Below are 21,999 nucleotides of genomic sequence, written 5' to 3'. Positions count from 1 at the left end.
CTCTTTCAAAGTTTGAAGGGGGATTTTTATAGTTAGTAAAGGTATGTTTTCCTGACGAGTATATAAATAAGTCGTTGGTCAGGGGCGATAATCGTTCAGTGAGAAATAGGTCAAAAATACCACATTGTTTATTTTAGCTTTATGCTTATAAAGATGGTACTTTTGTATTAAGTGAGTAGGAAATTGTATAACCAAAAGAAAACAAGAGGTAGTTGAACTTATGAATGAGAAGGTCATAAATAATAGTGATAAATGTTATGTATTGGCTGAAGAGAAGGCTGAAAAGTATTTTGAATCCTTGCGTGCGCAGGTGATTGAAAAGAGCTATATCGATGCATTAACGAAAGATATTCAATCGTGGAAGCAGAATCATATTCGTCATCGATCCTTAGCTTCCCTTTTTGCTCATAAAAATAAAAAAACAACAAATAAGGAGTATCATCAGTATATAAGCTGGTTGAATAAGAGAGGGAAACTGGAGCAGTATCTTCATCGAAGTATTTCATATATCTATCTGAGAGATTTGGGCAAAGCCCTGGACAAGCCTGAAACACAAACTAAAATCAAACAAGTCGTGGATACGCTCATCTCTCAATTAGTTACAGATAAATTTGAAGAAGCTAGTGAGTTTGATTTGTTTAGTACACACGGTTTGTACAGATGGGGCCAAAAGGAGAATATCGAGTCAACAGTCATCTGGCTATTCGACAAGCTAAGAATCGTGTCATCCTCTATACCGAATGGAATGGATGCCGAAAATGCCCAACGTAAATTAATCAAAATCATAGGTGGAGTTATGATGCACGTTAGGGAAGAGATGGGCTCTGATATTTCCCCGGAGGAACGGGCACAGAAACTTGATGAAGCCATTCGGCTAGGATATTCCTATGGTCTGACCTATCCTTTTATAGATGATTTACTAGATGCAAATGTTTTATCCGATGAGGAGAAAAAGCAGTTTTCAACTATCATTAGAATGACGCTTATAAATGGGACAGTCCCAGAAATAGACGAGTGGTCTGGTAAAAATGAAGAACTTATCCGGTTTATTCATTCAGAACTGAAGGAAGCATTCGAGTATATTAAAGGTTGCCAAAGCCCTGAAAATTCCAGGATATTTTTCGACCAGGCGTATGTGTTTTTTCATTCACAGGAAGTAGACCGAGTTAAAGAGTTAACAAATGAACATTACACCAATGAAGATTTGTTTATTCCAATCATATTAAAATCATCATCTTCACGATTGATCGTTCGTTCTGTTATTAGTGCACCAGAGGATGAAGGGTTTAACAAACGCACGTTTTACTATGGAATATACAATCAATTGGCAGATGACTTTGCGGATTTATTTGATGATATGGATGCAGGAGCGGTCACTCCATATACGTATTATCTAACCTATCATGATAAGCGTCCTGACCTTATTAACCCATTCGAATTATATTGGACGGTTATTTTCAACTTGATTCATCATGTATATGATTCTGATCCACATGCTTGTGAGGTCATACTAGATCGAGCAATTAATGGCCTAAAAAGAAATAAAGAACGATTAGGTACTAAGCAGTATGATGAATTGATGAATTTATTAACAGCAAATATGCCGACATTTAATCGCCTTATCCAAACGATGGTTCAGAAAGCAGATGATGTGGATTTCTTTGATAAATTGCTCCGAGATCATATCCTTTCCAATCTGAGAAAGGATCGTCAAGAGGAAAGCGAATTTGCTAACACAATAAAGAGCATTCGTCAGGAGATTAATCAATATCTGCCTATTAATCAACTAGAATCTACACTTTTGACGAATGATCCAATCATTGATGCGGCAAATTACAGTCTTGAAGGTGATGGAAAGAGGCTAAGGCCAATCGTGACCTGGATGATGGGAGTCAGGGAGTATGGGCTGGATTCTACAGCGATTGTGCCGCTTCTTAAATCCCTGGAATATATGCATACGGCATCTCTTATTCTCGATGATCTGCCATCTCAGGATAATGCGCCTATTCGAAGAGGCCGTGCTACCTTGCATACGGTCCATAATACAGGAATAGCAGAAATAACTTCAGTATATCTTATTCAGAATGCTATGAAGGAACAAGCATCACTGAAACAGTTTGATGCTGCGTCTGTTCTACAGTTAATTCGATATTCATCCCAGGTAGCCATGGATATGTGCAGAGGGCAGGCAATGGACTTGGAATCGAAAGGGAAAATGCTGACTTTAGAGGAATTAAACACGCTTTCCTTCTACAAAACAGGAATCGCATTTGAGGCATCACTCATTATGCCTGCCATTCTTGCTCAAGTAGGGGAATCCGAGATAGAGAAGTTAAAAAAATTCGCCCAACATGCCGGAATCGCATTTCAAATTAAAGATGACTTGCTTGATCTGGAGGGGGATGACCTTTTACTTGGAAAACCAGTCGGACAGGACAAAGAGAATAATAATTCTACATTTGTATCAGTTCTTGGCAGGGAGGGTGCTCGTAAAGTAATGTGGGATCATTACTGCTATGCTATGGAAGCTATTGTACAGATTTCACCGAAGAGTTCATTTTTAAAGCACTTATTGAATTATATGGTGAACAGACAGCGCTAAAGTGGTTATCTGTTCGCTGCCTTATAGCAGAGAACATCCAGAACATAAAAATGCCCCCGGTTTTAAAACCAGGGGCATCTTTTTTCTTATTTAACGCCTCTCATGTATTTTTGGATGGTTGGTGAGATGAAGTAAATAATAATTGAACATAGAATTGCGAATCCACCGATTAATCCAAAATACAGGAGTTCCGTTTCCGTACTATAAAGTTTTACAAGCTGTGCATTTATGGCCTGTGCAACAGCACTAGCGAGGAACCATAGGCTCATCGTTTGAGCGGAGAATGCAGCAGGTGCCAATTTAGTTGTAGCAGATAAACCAACAGGAGATAGACAAAGCTCTCCAAGTGTGACGATTAGGTAGCTCAATATGAGCCAATAAGGACTAACAAGTGAGTCACCGCCACTTAAGTATCCTGGTACAAGCATCACAATGAATGATAGACCTGCTAATAGCAAGCCAATTGAAAATTTTCTGGAAGTTGAAGGCTGTCTATCCCCAAGCTTCATCCATAACCAAGCTGCAACTGGTGCAAAGATGATCACGAAGAGGGCAGGCATTGCCTGTAGCACACCAGGTGCGATTTTAAAGCCTAACAATGTTAAATTAGTCCGTTCTAAAGCATAAATATTCAGTAAATTAGAGCCTTGTTCATAAATAGCCCAGAAGATAACTGCTGACAGGAATAATGGAATATAGGCAAGTAATCTTGATTGTTCTTCTGCAGTTGTTTTAGAGCTTTTGTACATCCAAACAAAGTAAACGACTGGTATAATAACTGCCAAAATAGTTACGAGTAAAACAAATCGATCAATGGTTAGCCAACCGATTGTAATCAGAGCATAGAAAAGGACAATTAATAGAGCAATTGTTACCCCAAAATAAAGAGCAAATTTCTTTTTGCCTTCAGGGCTTAATGGATTAGGTGGCTGTGTTCCAATGGTGCCCAGATTTTTCTTTTTCGTAATAACAAATACGATTAATCCAAGAAACATACCTACAGCAGCAGCTGAAAAACCTGCATGGTAGCTATCGTAATGCCCACGTAATCCTTCTACAACAAATGGAGCTATAAAAGCACCTAAATTAATCCCCATATAGAAGATACTGAATCCTGAGTCCCGGCGATTGTCGGCCTTTGTATATAAGTCACCAACAACACTGGAAATGTTCGGTTTTAGCAATCCGGTACCAATGATAATTAAGAACATACTGGCAAAAAAGGCTTCAGCCCCGAGCGGTAATGCCAGAACAACATGACCAAGCATAATAAAAACTCCACCGTAGAATACGGTTCTGCTTGTCCCAAGTAAACGGTCTGCAACCCATCCACCGATAATACCTGATAGATAGACTAAAGATCCATAGATTGCAGCAATTGACATGGCTGTGGTTTGATCAAACCCCAGTCCGCCCTTGCTAACTTCAGCGTATAAGTAGAGGACCAGGATGGCCCGCATTCCATAATACGAAAAACGTTCCCAAAACTCTGTGAAAAATAATGTGAAAAGTCCTTTAGGGTGTCCGAAAAAACCTGTGTTCGGAATGCCTGGAACACCCGACTGTTTGTTTAATTTAACCAAAAATTCTCTCTCCTTTAGCATGATGTAGTACAATATACCATTTTATTTTAGATTAACTAAAAAATCAAAATTGAGAGACTATAATTTTGTTTATTTAATAGAAATATGTCGAAAAATGTTAGATTATGTGTGATAAATAAAGAAGAATAAATAATGTTTAATAGAAAATGCCCCAAAGTTATTGATAACTTTGGGGCATTTTTATTTAGGCTTCTATTTGATTTTTTAGTTTTGCATATTCTTCATCAGAGAATACTCGTGATTTCGTAATGAAATGACAATCTTCTATACTATCAAGTGAAAAGGCTGCTCCTCTTCCATCAGTAGCATCTAGGATCAATTGAGTATGTTTCCAGTACTCATATTGCATCTTATGGATATAAAACGGTGCTCCTCCAATGGAACCGAGGTATACATCAGAATCCCCCGTTTTAAAATCATCTTCCTTATAACACATGGGAGCAGATCCATCACAGCAGCCTCCGGATTGGTAAAACATAATAGAGCCGTGAGTTCTTTTTAATGAATCTATTAATTGAAGTGCCTCTTCGGTTGCTACGACACGTTCTACCATTTTAGAGTCACTCCTTTTAGAAGAAACCTTGAGCATTTTTATCATAGCTTACTAACAAACATTTTGTTTGTTGGTAATGATCTAACATCATAGCATGGTTTTCACGGCCGATACCGGATAATTTGTAACCGCCGAAAGCAGCACCTGCTGGATATTGATGATATGTGTTTGTCCATACACGACCAGCTTGTATCGCACGGCCGGCACGGTAAGCAAGATCTCCACTGCGGGACCATACACCGGCACCTAATCCGTACAAGGTATCATTTGCAATTTCCATTGCTTCGTCAAAATCTTTGAAAGTCGTTACACTAAGAACTGGACCAAAGATTTCTTCCTGGAATATACGCATTTTGTTATGACCTTTGAAAACAGTCGGTTTAATATAGTTACCATTTTTAAGGTCTTCACCAAGGTCATTTTCTTCTCCGCCAATTAAACATTCAGCACCTTCTTCTTTGCCGAGTTTAATGTAGGATAAGATTTTTTCTTTTTGTTCATTTGAAGCCTGTGCGCCCATCATAACTTCTGTGTCAAGTGGGTTGCCAATCTTAATAGCTTTCACACGCTCTAATGCACGTTCCATAAATTTATCATAGATTGATTCCTGGATTAATGCACGGGAAGGGCATGTGCAAATTTCACCGGAGTTTAGAGCAAACATCACTAAGCCTTCGATTGCTTTATTTAAAAATTCATCATCTTTGTCTATTACATCTTCAAAGAATACGTTAGGTGATTTACCGCCAAGCTCCAATGTGACAGGAATAATGTTTTCAGTAGCATATTGCATTATTTGGCGTCCCACTGCTGTAGAACCAGTAAAGGCAATCTTCGCAATACGTGGATTTGTTGCAAGTGGTTTTCCTACTTCAATACCAAAACCATTTACGATGTTCAGAACACCCGCTGGGAGTATATCCTGAATTAACTCAACAAGAACCATAATGGATGCAGGAGTTTGTTCAGCTGGTTTTAATACGATGCAGTTACCTGCTGCTAATGCCGGGGCAATCTTCCAGACAGCCATTAGAATTGGGAAATTCCAAGGAATGATTTGACCAACAACACCAAGTGGTTCTTGGAAGTGGTAAGCTACTGTATCATTATCTAATTGAGTAGTTCTTCCTTCTTGTGTACGAATGGCACTTGCGAAATAACGGAAGTGATCAATTGCCAAAGGAACATCAGCATTCAATGTTTCACGTACTGCTTTCCCGTTATCCCAAGTCTCAGCTACAGCGAGCATTTCCAGGTTTTCTTCTAAACAATCTGCAATTTTATTTAAAATACGTGCACGTTCAGCAGTAGAAGTTTTCCCCCAAGCTTCTTTTGCTGCATGTGCCGCATCTAATGCTAATTCAATATCTTCAGCAGAAGAACGAGCAGCCTTTGTAAAAACTTCTCCGGTTACCGGAGATTTATTTTCAAAGTATTGACCTTTAACAGGTGCGACCCATTTTCCGCCGATAAAGTTATCGTATTTCTCTTTGAAATGCACAACTGCGCCTTCTGTATTTGGATTTGCATAAATCATGTTGATATCTCCCCTATGTTCGTATTGAAAACTCTTAAATATAAAGTTTTGATGCCACTTTGGAATAAAAATACACCAGTGAAGCGTTTTCTATACTATTATTTGTCTAATTTAATAAAATTTCAAATAATATGACTGTGAATATAGGAGAAATATGATGTATAAGTGTAGTATAGAAATAGGAAAAAAATGTGTCTTCCATTACTCGTTACTAGATAGATAAATTTTGCAGGTTATCTATTACATCTAAAGAGAATTATTCACCCATGAATGGAACAAGAGATTGGAGACAGGCTGTTTAATTTTACTAACAGCAACCAACAGATACGGGCGCTCTTATTCTGCCGAAATGCAGCGCTGCAAAAAAAAATGATCTATATTTAATTCAGTCGGCAAGAGAAAAATAAGGTGGTAATAGCATGGATATTGCGGTGATAGGATCCAATATGGTCGATCTAATTTCCTATATTGATAGAATGCCAGAAGAGGGAGAAACACTTGAAGCACCTAGCTTTTCAATGGGGTGTGGAGGAAAAGGGGCCAACCAGGCAGTGGCAGCTGCAAAACTGGGCTCCAAGGTCATGATGGTTACGAAGGTAGGCGATGACATTTTTGCAGATAACACCATTCAAAATCTTAAACGCTATGGAATTGATACAGAATTTACGAATAAGGTCCCCGGAAGCAGCAGCGGGGTCGCACCAATCTTTGTAGATTCGGATTCCAAAAATCGTATTTTAATCATTAAAGGGCCAATCAGTACCTTTTACCTGAGGATGTCGATAAAGCGGCCGAAAAGCTCAAGACATGTTCTTTAATTATTCTTCAGTTAGAAATCGCGCTCGAAACCGTTTATCGGGCGATAGAATTTGGGAACGAGCATGGGATTCCTGTTATTCTGAATCCTGCTCCTGCTACCAAAAATTTGGATTTCAATTATGTATGCAAATGTGACTTTTTTGTTCCCAATGAAAGTGAACTGGATATCTTGACTGGCATGCCTGTTTCAACGATTGAGCAAATTAAAGCTGCTGCAGTCAGCCTGATAGATAAAGGAGTTAAAAATGTTATCGTGACGATGGGAAGCCGAGGCGTGATGTGGATAACCGATAGAGGAACGCAAATCGTTGATTCATTCAAGGTTGATGCTGTAGACACAACGGGGGCCGGAGACGCATTCATCGGCTGTTTCGCCTATAATTATATTCAGAATGGGGATATTGTCCAATCGATAAAAATGGCTAATGCCTTTGCAGCATTAAGTGTCACAAAACGTAGTACACAGAATTCTTATCCAAGTATGGATGAAGTTAAGTTGTTTTTAAGCAAAAGAATTGAAGCGTAAGCAGGATTTTAATTAAAACTTGGTTTTTAGTGAATTAAAGGATGGCTCTTAGTGATGGAGTCATCCTTTAATATTTAAGTTATTTTACACAAATATATGACTAAGATATTTTTAGGGGTTATTAAGATTACCTTTCTATTGTTCAAGTGTTTGTCATAAAAACAAATATAATTCAGATTAATCAGTTAATAAATTTGTTATCAATCGATATAATGATATAATAAAAGTGTTCTGTATTATGCGTTTCTAACAAAATTTTAGGAGATGACCAATATGAAAGCACTCAGATGGTACAATGCTAAAGATTTAAGGTTAGACAATTTAGAGGAACCTACTGCCAAAAAGGGAGAAGCAAAAATTAAAGTTGAATGGTGCGGTATTTGTGGAAGTGACTTACACGAATATACAGCCGGTCCAATTTTTATCCCAACCGAAGAGCCACACCCATTGAGTAAGGAGAAAGCTCCGATTGTAATGGGACATGAATTTTCTGGACAAGTTGTAGAGGTTGGCGAAGGCGTAACCAGAGTCCAAGTTGGTGACCGTGTTACAGTTGAGCCCGTCTACTCCTGTGGAAAATGCGAAGCTTGTAAACAAGGAAAATATAATCTATGTGAGCTAATGGGCTTTTATGGTTTAGCAGGAGGCGGTGGAGGATTCTCTGAATACGCTTCTATACCGGAACATATGTTACATAAGCTGCCTGAAAATGTTTCATTTGAACAAGGGGCACTCGTAGAACCTTCAGCTGTTGCTGTACACGCTGTTAAACAAAGTAAACTTAAAGTTGGCGATAAAGCAGCGGTATTTGGAACAGGACCAATTGGTTTATTAGTTATTGAAGCGTTAAAAGCAGCTGGTGCGGCTGAAATTTATGCAGTAGAATTATCAGAACAACGCAGGCAAAAAGCAGAAGAACTTGGTGCTATTGCTATCGATCCGAATCAGGGTGATGTCGTTGAACAATTAACTAAATTGACAAATGGCGGTGTTGACGTTTCATATGAAGTAACAGGAGTACCGATTGTTTTAAAACAAGCTATTCATTCAACTAAATTTAATGGTGAAACGATGATTGTTAGTATTTTTGAAAAAGAAGCGTCTATTCATCCAAACGATATTGTTATGAAAGAACGTACAATCAACGGTATTATTGGATACCGTGATATATTTCCTGCTGTTATCAATTTAATGGCTCAGGGCTACTTCCCAGCTGACAAACTCGTTACCAAACGAATTAAGTTGGATGATGTGATTGAAGAAGGCTTTGAAGGTTTATTAAACGAACGAAATCATATTAAAATATTAGTAAAAGCTGAATAATCATTGTACAAATGCAAATATGATAATCATATATAGAAACTAAAATGGCCTTCTCTTCAAATGGAATGGCCATTTTAGTGTTTATGGATTTATTAGTAAGAAAGCAACACGTGGTGTATTGGATTTTGAGGTGTATTATACATTTCTGAGTATACAATTCTGCTAAAACACGTAATTTAGTCGTATTTGTGGAAGTTAGTTGGAGATGTATATATTTTAATAATCTGAATATATAAAATCGTTCAATATGTATTTACTTTGCTAACTATTATAATTATAATAAGTATGTGAAACATTGAGCAATTTAATATACATACGGAGGATTGATTGGAATGAAAGCAGCTGTAGTGAGTGCAACGAACCCTGGTAAGTTAGAATTAGTTGAAAAGGAGCTTCCTAAGTTAAAACCCGGTCAAGCTTTAGTTGATGTAGAATATTGCGGAGTATGTCATACAGACTTGCACGTAGCAAAAGGAGATTTCGGCGCAGTTCCAGGAAGAGTTCCAGGGCATGAGGGAATCGGAATCGTTAAAGAAATCGCAGACGATGTGACAAGTTTAAAAGTAGGAGATCGTGTCAGCATTGCTTGGTTCTTTAAAGGATGCGGAACTTGCGAGTACTGTGTAACAGGAAATGAAACATTCTGCCGCAGCGTACAAAATGCAGGCTTCACTGTTGATGGTGCAATGGCTGAACAATGTATCGTAGAAGCGGATTATGCGGTTAAAGTTCCTGAAGGATTAGACCCAGCTCAAGCAAGCAGTATTACTTGTGCAGGTGTAACTTGCTACAAAGCAATCAAAGTTTCCGATATTAAACCAGGTCAATGGATTGCAATTTATGGTTGCGGTGGTTTAGGCAATCTTGCCATTCAATATGCGAAAAATGTATTCAATGCGAAAGTAATCGCAGTGGATATTAATGATGATAAATTGGCGCTATCAAAAGAAGTAGGAGCAGACCTTGTATGTAATCCATTAACTGATGGTGATGCAGGTGAATGGATTCAGGAAAAAGTTGGTGGAGCTCATGCTGCTGTTGTAACGGCTGTTTCTAAAGTTGCCTTTAACCAGGCAGTAAACTCTGTTCGTGCTACTGCTAAAGTTGTTGCAGTAGGATTACCTCCTGAAACAATGGATTTGGCTATCGTGAAAACCGTATTAGACGGTATCCAAATTGTTGGTTCCTTAGTTGGTACACGTAAGGATTTAGAAGAGGCTTTCCAATTTGGAGCAGAGGGAAAAGTAGTTCCAATTGTTGAAACAAGATGCTTACATGAAGTAAATGATATTTTTGAAGAAATGGAAGCAGGTAAAATCCAAGGCCGTATGGTCATCGATATGCACAAACACGAATAATTCCAACCAATAACCTTATAAAATAAACCTCAAACAGTCTTACATTTAATTATGAATGTAAGGCTGTTTTTTTGTACGTTTTTTTTATATATGAGGGCTTAGTAGATAGATAATATTTTTAATATCATGGGTGCTTTAGTAGGATTATTTTTCTAAAAAATAAAGGTAATGTGAAGCTGGTTGATGTAGTGTGAAACTAGATAAATCTAACGTGTGTGCTAAGTATCCTAAATAAAAATAAAAAACTTCCAATATTTGAAACCATTTCAAGAGAATTCATCACTAATAGGCAGAAGGGGGCGAGAGAGTGAATTATAAGGAGGAGCAGAAGCTGGTCAAGAAAGCAATAAAGGGCAATAAAAAGAGTTTTGAACGATTAGTTAAACAGCATTATGAAAGAATATATCGAACAGCTTATATATATGTTAATAATCAGGAGGATGCATTGGATGTGGTTCAGGACGCAACCTATCAGGCCTTTATCTCTATTCATTCCTTAAAACATCCTGAGTACTTCATGACTTGGCTCACAAAAATTATCATTCGTTGTGCTGGCCAAGTGGTCAAAAAGAGAGGAACTGTTATACCTTTTTCGGATGAAATATTAATCGGTATGATTCCGCAATCGGAGGAAAAGAGAGAATTCGATTGCGGAGAAATAATGGATGCTTTGGCCCAAATTAAAGAGAATTATCGGACAAGTATTCTTTTATTTTATTATCATGATTATTCTATTAAAACAATCAGCACCATTATGCAAATACCTGAAGGAACCGTTAAAACCTATTTAAGCAGAGGGAAAGAGGCGTTAAAAAAAATCTTGAATGAGGAGGGATTCGACTATGGAAGAAAAGGATTTAAAGAATGCATTCAACCAAATACCAGTACCTAAAGAGAGAGTGTTAAAGGCTATTGATGATGGTCTAAATCAGGTGGTACATGAAAAAAAGAGACGGCAACCGAAGAAGAAACTCCTGTATGGTGGTGTGGCTTCTATAGCGATTCTATCTTTGACCATCAGTTCAGGATTTATCATACCGTCGTTGAACAAAGTGCTGGCTAAAGCTCCTATAGTCGGCGGAATATTTAAAGACTTTAATGATCCGCTTGGAATAGAATTAGCCGAACAAAACCTCGTTACTGAATTAAATAAAACTAGTACCAAAAAGGGGATTAATGTAACCCTGACAAGTGCTTATTTTGATGGATATATTGTATCGATTACTGGACATGTGGATGGCGATATAAAAAAGCAAAGTAACGAAGAGAGCGAAGAATTAAGTATGGATGAAAACTTTGAGAACTATGAAGGGGATGCTGATCCTTGGTTCAATGGGCAATCAACTGTTTATAAGAAAAAAGGAGATGGGTATGATTTTCAAATGACTTTAAATTATCCGTATGAGGAGCTTAAAGAGAATTACACTCTGCCACTCACAATCCATTCTATAAACGGAGTTGATGGAGACTGGAGATTCTCGATTCCAATTTCACAAGAAAAGAATAAAGCTACCGCAATAGATTACACAAAAAACTATCCGAATGAAAATGTTCAAATTAAAGTAAATGAATTGCTCTTTGGCAGAATATCCTCGACTGTTATGTTTGAAACAAACACAGAGTATGAGAAGGATGAGATATACATATGGAAGGCAACTGACCATAAAGGGAAAGAGTTGGATATTGGAAACAGTGTAAGATTTAATAAGGGGATAGATGGAGAAGTACGTGAATTTAGACGATCTACAATAGGGAATTTAAATCAAGATGTTAAAACCATCACGTTCTATCCACATCTAGAACGATTAGAACCTTTAGCGGAGAAGGATTTAGCGACCGGTACTTCCTTTACATTGGAAAGTCAACGTTCAAATAAGGCAATCCGAGTTAACAGTATTAAACATGAGCAGGATAAATTGATTGTTGATTATCAAGTACTTGGATTTCCTAAGAGTCTTAAGGGAGAGAACTATGATCGTTTACTGCATAATTTAGGTTATCAGTTTAATATAATAGACCCACGGATTGATTTGGATGATGATTGGCCATTTTATATACATCGGAATCATGTTGAAGTCCTTAATAAAGATACAATGCATTTTCAATCAGTATTTGATTTAAGTGGAGAAGTTGTGTATGAAGGGGATATGGTTCAAAAAATCACCAATTTTGAAATGGATCATGCCATTCTGCAATTTGATTTTAACTCATTTTTAGATACAGTGGAGCTTGAGCCTTTCACAGTAAAAATACCTCAGAAGAAAGAGCAACTTGAGAATCATAAATAAAGGAAATAGTTTATTGAAACTATTTTGCTCAATTCGGTACCGAGCTGTACTAAGTTTTCATTCAACCATAGAATACTATAGAAAAAAATGCACTCCAATTGTTAAGTGTAATCTAACAACTGGAGTGCATTATTATTTTTGCTTTTGCTCTATTATCTTAGTCTCTTCTTTTTATGAAAGTTATATATGATAATCAATAAGACAAACCATAATGGTGTAAGCAGCATTGCTAAACGTGTTTCCGCAGCAATGAGCATCACAATCAATATGAAAGCAAACATACCTAGGATTACATAATTTATAGCTGGTGTTAATGGAGCTCTAAATGTAGATTTAGCCCTTAAATCAGGTCTTGTTTTTACATATTTGATATGCGAGATTAAAATAATGCTCCATACCCAAATGAAACAGATGGCGCTGATTGTTGTAACGATTGTAAAGGCCTGCTCTGGTATCAGCTTGCTAAGCAGTGCACCGACAGAAACTACAATAGTAGAAGTTAATAATGCATTGCTCGGTACATGGTGCTTATTTAATTTTGAGAATCTTTTTGGTGCTTCTTTATGATTGCTTAAGTTGTACATAATCCGGCTGGTTGAGAATAAACCGCTGTTTGCAGCAGAGGCTGCCGATGTTAATACAACAAAGTTGATAATACCTGCCGCCATTGGAATACCGATTAAGGCGAAGACACCTACAAATGGACTGCTTGTTGCACTTAATTGATCCCAAGGATTGATGCATAAAATAACAAATAAGGCACCTACATAAAACAGCAAAATCCGTACCGGGATTTTGTTGATAGCAGATGGGATGTTTTTGCGCGGGTTAGCTGTTTCCGCAGCAGATACACCAATCAGTTCAACACCTACGAAGGAGAAGACAACCATTTGCAGTGATAGTAAGAACCCTGATATTCCATTCGGGAACATGCCGCCATGATTCCAAAGATTTGAAACAGAAACAGTTCCGCTATCTGTTTCAAATCCAATCACAAGCAGTACGATTCCTACGACAATTAGTGCAACAATAGTGACGACTTTAATAATCGCAAACCAGAATTCCAACTCACCAAACAGTTTGACGGTTAATAGATTTAATCCTAATAGAATTACTAAACAGATGATGGCAGGCACCCATTGCGGGATATCAAACCAGTATTGTGTATATAAACCAACAGCGATAATATCAGCCATGGCTGTCATAATCCAGCAGAACCAATACGTCCAGCCAGTCACAAATCCAGCCCATGGACCCAAATATTCAGCTGCGAAATCGATAAATGATGTATGATTTGTATTGGATAAAAGTAATTCACCCAGTGCTCTCATAACAAAAAATAGAGCTACTCCGATAATCAGATAAGAAAATAAGATGGATGGACCGGCTAAATGAATGGATTTTCCGGAGCCTAAAAATAAGCCGGTTCCAATTGTGCCCCCAATTGCTATTAATTGTACATGACGATTTTTTAAATCCCTTTTTAACTCTTGCTTAGCCAAGTTGCATGCCCCCGTTTAATCTTAGATGTCTAAAACAGGCACCTAGTAAAATAGATATTTATCATTTTTCTCGCTTGATTTAGATACTATGTCTCACCTCACTATTGATATTGGAAAATAAAAAAAGAGATTGGTTGTCTCCAATCTCTAAAAGGGCAAGAATAACAAAAATCGTTACCATTCTGTCCTTTTGCCTGAGATTGTGAATCCTTCGGCGCTGTATAAATACAGTCTCTCCAGAAGCTGCTCCCGCCATAGTTTTATCCACAGCGATCAAAGCGTGCTATATTAAATTATCAATTATCAGAGTATGTTACCTTATTAACATAATTCTGAAAAAATGTTATGGAAAAAATGCTATCACTAAATTATTATGTTGTCAAACTAAGTACATGTAATTAAATGATTTGTTGAAGCATATGGAAGAGACCAAGATTTACTTGAAATATATTTAACCCATATGCTTTTGAACAAACAATTAATGATACTAAACAAGCTTCAGTTCTGATAAACCATTACAATAAGTATTAAATAGTAAAGAAAGGTACTAGGTCTCTCTCTTTTTTTGTTTACTAATTTAAACATCTTGAGGAGTATTCCTTCAGATATATAAGCATGGCAGTGAGGTTAAGGGGAAGGCCAGAATCGAAAGCTCTCTTTTTCATGTTTATCTTAGCAGTAGCACAATTCATTCTGAAAAAAAGACCAAATCCATAAGGGATTTGGTCTTTAATCTACATTATTAAAAGGCAAATTCAAATTTAGAGTTCATCCGCTATCCCCAGCAGGATAATACCGAAGATAACAACTGCGATGATCATGTATTGTTTTTTAGTCAGCTTCTCTTTTAGGAAGATTCGTGACAGGATAATTGAAAAGATACTGTAAGAAGCAATCAATGGTGCTGCGATAATTGCATAGCCTGATGCCATGGCAAATACGTAGAAAAATTGACCAATCGTTTCCAAAATAGCTGCTATCCCTTTATCGCGCTCTTTAAATACATGGAAGGATTCCTTCTTTATAAAGCGAAGATAGATAAAACATACGGCAGCGCATAGGAAAAAGGTATATTCATACGCAAGTAAAGCTGAATTTTCGCTGATTAGATTCAATTCATCCAGATAGATGGCATCCGCAAATGTAGCAAGTCCATCAATAATGCAATATAAAATTGGGAAGATAATAGCCAAGAAACCAATTTGGTATTTTTTATCGATATGCTCGGAATTCAGTCGACGAACTTCATCTTCTGCTCTTTTTTCCAGAACGGCAATTCCCACAATCCCAAGAGTGATAATGATAATCCCAAGTACTTCAATGATACTTAGCTCATGAGTGAAAAAGATGAAGAGCAGAATGCTTGTTACGACACCTGAGGAATTCTGTATTGGTGAGGCGATAGACAATTCAATATAGCGCAAACCAATATACCCAAATGCCATGGAAAGGATGTATAAAGAAGATACTGGTAAATAATGAATCATCTCCATTGGATTGAACTGTATATCTTTTATAATCATATAGGCTGTTGCATGAATTCCCATGACAAGACCAACCATGATGATAATTTTAATATGGCTGTACTTGTCGTTGCTGTCTGATCCCTTTTTATAAAATAGGTCAGCACCACCCCATGCTAAAGCTGTTAGTAGTGAAAAAATAAACCACATAACGATTCTCCTTGTTGAAGTTTAATTAGCTTTCTGAACCCCGTATAACAAGACATACAGAATCGTTTACTCAAGTGAGAAGACGTTACTGCTGCTATTGCAAAACGGAGAGCAGAGCTGTGAATAAAAATGAATTTTAATAGAGTCACAGAGTCAAGAATATAATTTCATTGTAAACTGTGTCAAGGGATTTAAAGGATGAAACTATAATAGAAGTGTGCATTTAATATAACAATAGTAATGAAAGGGCTATCTTTTTGTTTTTCTTAATTTTTCAAATATAATAAAGGGAGAATTAACAATTATAGAAGAGGATGGAAAGTTCGCTAACCAGGGGAGATGGCTATGTTAGATTTAGTCCCAATTATGCTTGAAAAGGTAGGCATTATTGTCATTGTAGCCTTTTTAATTTCTAAAATGAATTCCTTTCGCCAAATCATTCACCCAGACCATAATCTAAATGAGCAGTTGAAATTATTTCTATTATTCGGCATGTTTGGGGTTATTAGTAATTATACTGGAATAGAAGTTTATCATTCTATGGTTGAAGAGAATAGATGGCTTTCAGCTATTGGAGAAGATAGTGCCATTGCTAATACAAGAGTGATGGGTGTTGTGATAGGCGGATTATTGGGAGGTCCCGTTGTTGGAGGAGGAGCTGGTCTGATAGCCGGTATACACCGTTATACATTGGGAGGGTTTACAGCCTTTTCCTGCGCCCTTTCTACCATCCTGGCCGGAATATTGGCAGGGTATATAGGCAACAGAAGAAAAAGGAGCGGGGGTCAGATAACTCCTTTGTTTGCTGCAGGAATTGGGATGTCCCTCGAAGCTTTGCAAATGGTGATTATCCTTGCGACTGCCAAACCTCTTGAGCATGCATGGAGCCTCGTGCAGTTTATCGGTTTACCAATGATCACCATGAATGGATTCGGAACACTATTATTTATGCTGATCGTTCAGTCTATAAAACGTGATGGGGAGATAGCGCGTGCGAATCAAACCAATCAGGCATTTTTAATTGCGGACCAGACTCTTCCGCATTTTCGACAGGGCTTAAACACCCAATCATGCAAAGAAATATCAAAAATTATGCTTAATTTAACCGATGCAGATGCTGTCTCTATCACGGATGAACATTTGGTTCTTGCACATTTGGGGGCAGCCTCCGATCATCATAAACCTGGCGTGAAGCCGAGTACTGGGCTGACTAAAAAAGTACTTGAATCAGGATATGTTTCAATAGCCAAATCGAAGGAGGAAATCGAGTGCAGGCATAAGGACTGTCCGCTCGTAGCTGCCATCGTCCTCCCTTTAAAAGTGAAGGGGGAAATCTCTGGAACTTTAAAATTGTATTATACAAAGCCGGATAAATTAGACAGAGTTCAGCAGCAGTTAGCAGAGGGGCTGGCTAATTTATTTTCAACTCAGCTTGAGCTGGCAGAAGCGGAACGGCAGGCGAGGCTTTTAAAGGATGCTGAGATTAAAGCCCTGCAGGCTCAGATTCATCCACACTTCTTATTTAATAGTTTAAATACGATATCTGCCTTATGCCGGACTGATCCTGATAAAGCTCGTAAACTACTATTGGAATTAAGTTTATTTTTTCGAGGCAATTTACAGGGAGCCAGACAGTTGCTGATCCCGTTAGAAAAAGAGCTGGAAAATGTAAAAGCCTATTTATCTTTAGAGCAAACACGTTTTCCTCATAAATATGAAGTTAATTTTGATATAGAGAATGGATTAGAAAATGTATTGATTCCCCCATTTTTATTGCAGCCTTTGGTAGAGAATGCGATTCATTATGCATTTCCACAAAGAAAACAGTTTGGGAAAATTAATATACAAGTGTGCTCAAATGGCAATTATATGAGAATGATTGTTGCGGATAATGGACAGGGGATTGTGGAAGAAAGATTGAAAAGTCTGAGCAAGCAGGTTGTACCGTCAGCCGGTGGAAACGGTACAGCCATTTTTAATATTAGTGAACGCTTAAAAGGTATTTATAATAACCAAGCCCATTTTAAGGTTGATAGCAAAGTGGGTGAGGGCACCACTGTTAATATCTTAATCCCGCTGGAAAGTAAAGGAGGTGACGAGCAGGATGCTGCGAGCCTATGTAGTGGATGATGAACCATTAGCCAGGGACGAATTAAAATATTTACTAGCAAGAAGCAGAGAAGTGGAGGTCTTGGGTGAAAGTGATTGTATAGAAGATGCATTACATGATATTCCACTGTTAAAGCCGGATATTGTCTTCTTAGATATTGAATTAGCGGGAGAGAACGGATTACATTTAGCCGCTAAACTAGAAGGACTGAACCCGGTTCCAGCTATCGTTTTTGCGACTGCCTATGACGAGTATGCTCTTCAGGCTTTTGACGTAAATGCGGTAGATTATCTTTTGAAACCCTTCAGTGAAGAACGTATTCATAAGATGCTGGACAAAGTTAAAAAGCTTCATTTACACACAAAGGAGCCTGGAAAAGTAGATACCAGTAATCTTCAATGTAAGGGAAAAATAGCTGTTATGACAGAAGAAAAAATTATATTGCTTACATGCAATGATATCGTATTCCTAGAATCATACGAAGGAAAGTGTAAAATCCGGGCTGTTAATCATCTTTATAAAGTAAGTGAGGCACTGATTGGATTGGAAAAAAAATTGCCCCGGACACAGTTCTTTCGGGTACATCGGAGCTATCTTGTGAATATCGATCATATCGTGGAGATATTACCATGGTTTAATTCAACCTATAACTTACGTATGTCGGATGGTTCCGAGGTTCCAGTCAGTCGAACCTATGTAAAGGAACTGAAACAATTACTAGGATTATAGGATTGATTTGCTATTCATTAGTTGTAAGTTGTAATTCATCCCATTTATTTTGCGGTTCATTTTGAAAATGAGGTGTAAGTGTTTTCATTTGATACTATGATAGTATAATACGTATGCAAAAAAAGGGGGAACACTAAAATGAATGCGATTACAATTGTTATCGGCTCGATTTGTATCCTTTTAATAGCCTATCGTTTGTATGGGACATTTATGGCGGCAAAGGTGTTGAAATTATCTAATGATAAACCAACACCAGCTGAAAAGCTTGAGGATGGTCAGGACTATGTGCCAACAAATAAATGGGTGGTATTTGGACACCATTTTGCAGCCATTGCTGCTGCAGGCCCATTGGTTGGTCCGATTTTGGCAGCTCAGTTTGGTTATTTACCCGGACTGATTTGGCTATTGGTTGGGGCAGTAATTGGAGGAGCAGTTCATGATACAGTTGTGCTCTTTGCCTCTATGCGCCGCGATGGTAAATCATTATCCGAGGTAGCAAAAGAAGAACTTGGGCCTGTAGCGGGATTCTGTACTGGATTGGCCATGCTATTCATTATCACAATTACGATGGCAGGTTTGTCATTGGTTGTACTTGGAGCACTTGAAAGAAACCCATGGGGTACATTTGCGGTAGGGATTACAATTCCGATTGCGATGTTAGTGGGAATCTATCATAAAAAGACAGGGAATTTAAAAGTCCCGACGACCGTTGGATTTATCTTAATTATGCTAGCAATTTTCTTTGGTCCACAAATTCAGGGAACATGGTTAGGCGATTTCTTAACGCTTGAAAAGAGCACTCTTGCTATTATTTTACCAGTCTATGCCTTTTTCGCTGCTGCACTTCCTGTTTGGTTATTGCTTGCACCACGTGATTATTTAAGTACATTCATGAAAATAGGAGTTTTCGCAGCACTTATTATTGGTGTATTTATCGTTAACCCTTCAGTTGAGTTTCCTGCTATTATTCCAGATTTCATTAACGGTGGAGGACCAATTGTGGCCGGCCCAGTATGGCCGTTTATTTCAATCACAATTGCCTGTGGTGCCATTTCAGGTTTCCATGCTTTTGTTGGTTCAGGTACGACTCCGAAAATGGTCAGCCGTTGGAGCGATATTAAAGGCATAGCCTTTGGTGCGATGTTAGTAGAATGTTTAGTGGCTATTATGGCATTGATTGCTGCAGTTGCTCTTCAGCCTGGTGATTATTTTGCGATAAACTCATCACCTGAGGTCTATTCAACATTAGGAATGGAAACAGTCCATTTAGATAGATTGGAAGAAGCAGTAGATATGGACCTTGAAGGAAGAACAGGTGGAGCCGTAACACTTGCTGTTGGTATGACGGAAATCTTCACCAGTGTACCATTCTTCCAACACTTAGCTTCCTATTTCTATCAATTCGTAATTCTGTTTGAGGCGGTATTTATTTTAACAGCGATTGATTCAGGAACCAGGGTTGCCAGATATCTCATCCAGGACTTCTTCGGAGACTTTATTAAACCTTTGAAACGAACAGATTCTCTTGGGGCTAACATTTTTGCCAGTGCATTAGCCTGCTTTATTTGGGGATATCTATTATTCTCTGGAGATATCAGTTCCGTCTGGGCACTGTTTGGAGTATCCAACCAGTTGATGGCGTCAATCGGATTGATTGTCGGAGCTACAGTTGTTTTGAAAATTGCAGAGAAACGCTGGTATATGCTGACATGCTTAGTCCCATTGGCGTATCTATATGTTACGGTTAATGTAGGTGGATTCTGGATGATTAAGAATGTCTATTTGAATCCGGATGCAGGTGGATATAATGTATTGAACGGTGTTCTATCCATTATCATGCTTGCGTTAGGTGTAGTGATTATGGTGGCTTCCATCATGAAATGGATTAATCTATCCAAAATACCACAAGCAGAATTGGTTAAACAGTCAGAGGAAGAACTGATGAAAACGATGTGAAAAATTAGCAGGTAAAGGGTCCGAATAAATGGTCTCTTTACCTGTTTTTTTATGTTTAAAAGCGAATTATTGAAGCTTAACGGAGAGGGATTTTAGGAAAGGAATGCCCGATAATGTAAGAATCAGTTTTTCCTTTTTTCGTACATTTTTATGAATATAAAATAATACTTGATCGGATGTAATTTGATAATAATGATTCAGAGTTTTAGGTTTACCAGGCAATGCTACAAGTTCTTGAACACCGGGTCCGCAGCAGGCTTTAACATCCAACGTTTTAATGGTTACTTGATCTCCTTTTGATGAAATCCACTTTTTTGATTCTTCGTCCATTTCAATAATCATTTTTGGTGCCTCCTTCAAGTGAGGTATATTCTTAACTATAATGGATGGGATTTTAGTTTCCTATAAAAATGCATTATAATAGAGTGATATAAGCTTTTTATAGATTGTTGAAGAGAATACAACAGAATGGGATTGGTGGAGCCAATTTTTATATACACATATGCATGCAGTTCAGAGGAAGAACCTTTATGCAAAATGGAATTCAGGGCGTTGTTTGATATGAATCCTGATGATTTTGTTTTTAAAAGTACAAGAAAAGTCGATCCAAGCCGAAGTCCCTTTATTAGGGAAAGAATAGAAGTACTGACCGAAGGGGATAGTTTGGAGGCCCTTTATCACAAGGCAGACAAACTTTCCTTCCCGGATCAGACATTCAAAACAATCTTTGTGAAAACGAATGATCTAGAGGATAAAGTTAGCTTTAGTCAACGAAGAAAGATTGAACGGGAAATCGGATTAAAAATCCAGGGTGAAGCTGATTTGGAGAAGCCGGATATCGTTCTTGGCATCATTACTTGCGGCGGTAAATGGTATGTAGGTATTTATGAAAAAAATGAAGCGATCTGGTTGCATCATCAGAAGAAACCACGAGAGTATTCGACAGCTCTCAGTACTAGAATGGCAAGAGCAGTTGCTAATATCGCGGTTCCCAACCCTGTTGGTGTGAAAGCGATTGACCCATGCTGTGGAATTGGGAATGTATTGGTAGAAGCCTTGTCGATGGGGATTACGATATGTGGACGTGATATCAAGCCATTGCCAGCTATTGGCGCCAGAGAAAATGTAGCTCATTTTGGATATAGCTGTGATATTGCAATAGGGGCAATTGAGGAAGTTACCGACTATTACGATGCAGCTATTATTGATTTACCCTATAATTTATGCCATACAGCGAGCCCGGAGGAACAATTATCCATTTTAACGCATGCCAATCGCATTGCAGACAGAATTGTTGTTGTTACCGGGGAACGAATTGATGACATGATTAAGGAAGCTGGCTTAACTATACAGGATCGATGTCAAGCGAAGAAGATTGGGTTTACAAGAGAGATTTTGTTATGTAATTAGATTAATAAA

Annotated in this window: 17 protein-coding genes and 1 riboswitch; of the genes, 11 read left to right on the top strand and 6 right to left on the bottom strand. The window is 37.9% G+C overall.

Annotated elements, in window-relative coordinates; all coding sequences use genetic code 11:
• Positions 1-220: 220 nt before the first annotated feature.
• A complete protein-coding gene (locus AC4BHP_RS14750) occupies positions 221-2,602 on the top strand; it encodes a polyprenyl synthetase family protein (RefSeq protein WP_490553070.1) in 2,382 nt (793 codons plus the stop codon).
• 86 nt (positions 2,603-2,688) lie between these two features.
• On the opposite strand, the gene AC4BHP_RS14745 is transcribed toward AC4BHP_RS14750, so the two are convergent.
• From AC4BHP_RS14745 to exaC, 3 genes are all read right to left on the bottom strand, one after another.
• A complete protein-coding gene (locus AC4BHP_RS14745; RefSeq protein WP_175354309.1) occupies positions 2,689-4,185 on the bottom strand; it encodes a peptide MFS transporter in 1,497 nt (498 codons plus the stop codon).
• Between the two features lie 205 nt (positions 4,186-4,390).
• Positions 4,391-4,759, bottom strand: coding sequence for a DUF779 domain-containing protein (locus AC4BHP_RS14740; RefSeq protein ID WP_066108193.1), 369 nt, complete (start codon positions 4,757-4,759; stop codon positions 4,391-4,393).
• A 16-nt stretch (positions 4,760-4,775) separates the two neighbouring features.
• On the bottom strand, positions 4,776-6,296 hold the full coding sequence (gene exaC, locus AC4BHP_RS14735) for an acetaldehyde dehydrogenase ExaC (RefSeq protein WP_490553065.1): 1,521 nt from the start codon (positions 6,294-6,296) through the stop codon (positions 4,776-4,778).
• Between the two features lie 419 nt (positions 6,297-6,715).
• Here exaC and AC4BHP_RS14730 point away from each other — a divergent pair, with 419 nt between their 5' ends.
• From AC4BHP_RS14730 to AC4BHP_RS14705, 6 genes are all read left to right on the top strand, one after another.
• Positions 6,716-7,114, top strand: a complete 399-nt coding sequence (locus AC4BHP_RS14730) for a PfkB family carbohydrate kinase (RefSeq protein ID WP_490553062.1) — start codon at positions 6,716-6,718, stop codon at positions 7,112-7,114.
• On the top strand, positions 7,114-7,641 hold the full coding sequence (locus AC4BHP_RS14725; RefSeq protein ID WP_490553198.1) for a PfkB family carbohydrate kinase: 528 nt from the start codon (positions 7,114-7,116) through the stop codon (positions 7,639-7,641). Before AC4BHP_RS14730 ends, AC4BHP_RS14725 begins: the two co-directional genes overlap by 1 nt.
• A 273-nt stretch (positions 7,642-7,914) precedes the next feature.
• Positions 7,915-8,964 carry a 2,3-butanediol dehydrogenase gene (locus tag AC4BHP_RS14720; RefSeq protein WP_066108186.1) on the top strand — a complete coding sequence of 350 codons (1,050 nt, stop codon included), beginning with the start codon at positions 7,915-7,917 and terminating at the stop codon, positions 8,962-8,964.
• 332 nt (positions 8,965-9,296) lie between these two features.
• Complete coding sequence (gene adhP, locus AC4BHP_RS14715; protein ID WP_139892715.1) at positions 9,297-10,322, top strand: alcohol dehydrogenase AdhP; 1,026 nt, start codon at positions 9,297-9,299, stop codon at positions 10,320-10,322.
• 307 nt (positions 10,323-10,629) lie between these two features.
• On the top strand, positions 10,630-11,214 hold the full coding sequence (locus AC4BHP_RS14710) for a sigma-70 family RNA polymerase sigma factor (protein ID WP_139892714.1): 585 nt from the start codon (positions 10,630-10,632) through the stop codon (positions 11,212-11,214).
• Positions 11,165-12,610, top strand: a complete 1,446-nt coding sequence (locus AC4BHP_RS14705; protein WP_490553060.1) for a DUF4179 domain-containing protein — start codon at positions 11,165-11,167, stop codon at positions 12,608-12,610. The genes AC4BHP_RS14710 and AC4BHP_RS14705 overlap by 50 nt, the downstream gene beginning before the upstream one ends.
• A gap of 152 nt (positions 12,611-12,762) precedes the next feature.
• Here AC4BHP_RS14705 and AC4BHP_RS14700 read toward each other — a convergent pair whose 3' ends face one another.
• Both AC4BHP_RS14700 and AC4BHP_RS14695 read right to left on the bottom strand, forming a co-directional pair.
• Complete coding sequence (locus tag AC4BHP_RS14700; protein ID WP_490553059.1) at positions 12,763-14,112, bottom strand: amino acid permease; 1,350 nt, start codon at positions 14,110-14,112, stop codon at positions 12,763-12,765.
• Between the two features lie 172 nt (positions 14,113-14,284).
• Positions 14,285-14,362: riboswitch (glycine riboswitch) on the bottom strand.
• A gap of 511 nt (positions 14,363-14,873) precedes the next feature.
• The gene (locus AC4BHP_RS14695; RefSeq protein ID WP_140462165.1) at positions 14,874-15,785 is read right to left on the bottom strand and encodes a DMT family transporter; all 912 of its coding nucleotides are present in this window, start codon (positions 15,783-15,785) and stop codon (positions 14,874-14,876) included.
• Positions 15,786-16,130: 345 nt separating this feature from the next.
• Here AC4BHP_RS14695 and AC4BHP_RS14690 point away from each other — a divergent pair, with 345 nt between their 5' ends.
• The 3 genes from AC4BHP_RS14690 to AC4BHP_RS14680 all read left to right on the top strand — a co-directional run bounded on the left by AC4BHP_RS14690 (position 16,131) and on the right by AC4BHP_RS14680 (position 20,580).
• The gene (locus AC4BHP_RS14690; RefSeq protein ID WP_139892712.1) at positions 16,131-17,915 is read left to right on the top strand and encodes a sensor histidine kinase; all 1,785 of its coding nucleotides are present in this window, start codon (positions 16,131-16,133) and stop codon (positions 17,913-17,915) included.
• A complete protein-coding gene (locus AC4BHP_RS14685) occupies positions 17,890-18,624 on the top strand; it encodes a LytR/AlgR family response regulator transcription factor (RefSeq protein WP_139892711.1) in 735 nt (244 codons plus the stop codon). Before AC4BHP_RS14690 ends, AC4BHP_RS14685 begins: the two co-directional genes overlap by 26 nt.
• Positions 18,625-18,762: 138 nt before the next feature.
• Positions 18,763-20,580, top strand: coding sequence for a carbon starvation CstA family protein (locus tag AC4BHP_RS14680; protein WP_139892710.1), 1,818 nt, complete (start codon positions 18,763-18,765; stop codon positions 20,578-20,580).
• 66 nt (positions 20,581-20,646) lie between these two features.
• Here the strand turns inward: AC4BHP_RS14680 and AC4BHP_RS14675 are convergent, their stop codons facing one another.
• Positions 20,647-20,922, bottom strand: coding sequence for a CC/Se motif family (seleno)protein (locus AC4BHP_RS14675; RefSeq protein ID WP_140462166.1), 276 nt, complete (start codon positions 20,920-20,922; stop codon positions 20,647-20,649).
• A 126-nt stretch (positions 20,923-21,048) separates the two neighbouring features.
• On the opposite strand from AC4BHP_RS14675, the gene AC4BHP_RS14670 reads away from it, so the two are divergent.
• Entirely contained in the window at positions 21,049-21,990 is a 942-nt protein-coding gene (locus AC4BHP_RS14670) for a TRM11 family SAM-dependent methyltransferase (protein ID WP_139892708.1), read from the top strand.
• The last annotated feature ends 9 nt before the right edge of the window (positions 21,991-21,999 follow it).

It is taken from the genome of Pradoshia sp. Z4_20 (assembly GCF_058216035.1).
Note: the sequence above shows the minus strand (reverse complement) of the source record. Positions and strands in the feature narration are given on the sequence as shown.